The organism is Rhodococcus sp. KRD162 (assembly GCF_017168335.1).
GTDB lineage: Bacteria > Actinomycetota > Actinomycetes > Mycobacteriales > Mycobacteriaceae > Rhodococcoides.
The window spans coordinates 1-1,699 of record NZ_JABFAU010000094.1; the positions used below are offsets into that span (position 1 = coordinate 1).

The following is a 1,699-nucleotide window of genomic DNA, read 5'->3' on the forward strand; positions in this document are numbered from 1 at the left end:
GGGGGTCGGGGAGCAGATTCTCGAAATCCGGCGCTAAGGATTTACGGCAGATAGTAGCGTACTATCTGCCGTAACTCGTGAGTCGTCCTGCCGCGATGGTCGTTCCGGAGATGGGCGACTCCGGAAACTATCTGCCGTAGTGCTGAAGGGCGGTCGGGGTGGGATCGGTGAGCTCGCTACCGGCGCGGGCCGCCGGGATCCGGCTGGCGGACGCGACGCGGACCTTTCTGGGCACGATCGCGGCGGTGAACACCCGCCGCGCCTACGCCTCGGCGTTGGATCGGATGGTGCGCGACTTCGGCGCGGACGGCGATGTCGGGTTGTTGAACCCGGATCGGGTGTCGGGGTGGTTCGACTACGTGTGGGGCGACAAGGCCCCCAAGACCTACAACCTCCGGCTGACCGCGGTGTCGGCGGCGTGCGCCTACTGACGCGATCAACAGTGGCTGACCGGCGATCCGGTGTCGCGCCTGCGGGCGCGGCCGAGTGCGCCGGACAACAGCAAGGCGATGACCGCCGCCGAGGTTGCGGAGCTGCTGGGCATGGACGCGGCCCTGCGCGAGCGGGTGTTCTGGTCGATGCTGTATGAGTCCGCCGCGCGGGCGGAGGAGATCCTGAATCTCGACATCGAGGACCTGGACACCGTGAACCGATGCGCCACGGTCACCCGCAAGGGCGGCGCCCGCGAGGTGATCTATTGGCAGACCGGCACCGCACGGCCGCTGCCCCGGCTGATCGCCGGACGGAAGTCCGGGCCGCTGTTCCTGACCGACCGCAAAGCCAAGCCGTCGGTCGCCAAGACCGACACCGACAACTCGACCGGCCGCGCCCGACTTTCCTACCGCCGCGCCGCGACGCTCCTCGAGGAGCACACCGAAGGGATGCGACGCGGACCGTTCACGCTGCACCAGCTGCGGCACTCGCGACTGACCCACGCCGCAGAGAAGGGCGCTTCCACGCCGATGCTGATGGCGTTGAGCGGACACACCTCGGTGCGCAGCCTGGTCAAATACGCGAAGGTCTCCGCCGAGGCGCTGGGGCGCTGGCAGGCCGAGACCGATCCCGCTGCGCGGCGGCGCTCCCGCTGAATCTCTCAGTAGCTGACGGTGACGAGTTCCGGCGCGTGTCTGCGTATCTTGTTCAGCACCTTGACTGTTCGGCCCGAGCGCATCTGCTCGAGGGGGGCCGAAAGAGACCAATCAAGTGCGGCACCGTCGATGGGTGTGGTCTTCCGCGTCCGGGAACTCATAGCCGCTGCCGGGCGTGCGTGGTCGTGGTGTTTGTCGGATCCGGCGGGGGCACGGCCGAGAGTAGGGCCGTGAGGTCGCGCGAGACCTCGCCGGGGTTGGAACAGCCGTGGGAGATGAGCGCGCGGGAGCGCGGCTTCGGTCAGGCCGTATCGGATATGGACGGCGTCGTGGTTCCCGGGAACTCGAATGTGCCGGAGTCGTCCGTCGGTCTACGTGCGTTGCGCGGAGTCGTCCCGAATCTCACTGCGGAGAACGTGTTTGAGGATCTTGCCGGAAGGGTTGCGCGGGATGTCACGGACGATCAGATCGCGCGGCAGTTTGTAGTCCGCGACGTATTCGGCGGCGTACGTCCGCAGCTCCTCGAGGGTCACCTCGCGACCGGGAACCGGGGTCACGATCGCGACGATGGTCTCCCCGAATGTGGCGTGGTCCAGGCCGACGACGGCAAC

The 1,699-nt window shown here is 67.6% G+C and carries 2 protein-coding genes and 1 pseudogene; 2 read left to right on the plus strand and 1 reads right to left on the minus strand.

Annotated elements, in window-relative coordinates; genetic code table 11:
* Positions 1-167: 167 nt before the first annotated feature.
* Positions 168-431 (plus strand): hypothetical protein, encoded by a 264-nt coding sequence (locus J1M87_RS28160; protein WP_225330463.1) that lies wholly within the window; start codon positions 168-170, stop codon positions 429-431.
* 78 nt (positions 432-509) lie between these two features.
* The gene (locus J1M87_RS28165; protein WP_202916944.1) at positions 510-1,088 is read left to right on the plus strand and encodes a site-specific integrase; all 579 of its coding nucleotides are present in this window, start codon (positions 510-512) and stop codon (positions 1,086-1,088) included.
* 371 nt (positions 1,089-1,459) lie between these two features.
* On the opposite strand, the pseudogene J1M87_RS28170 reads toward J1M87_RS28165, so the two are convergent.
* A pseudogene (locus J1M87_RS28170) lies at positions 1,460-1,699 on the minus strand (o-succinylbenzoate--CoA ligase); the annotation flags it as partial.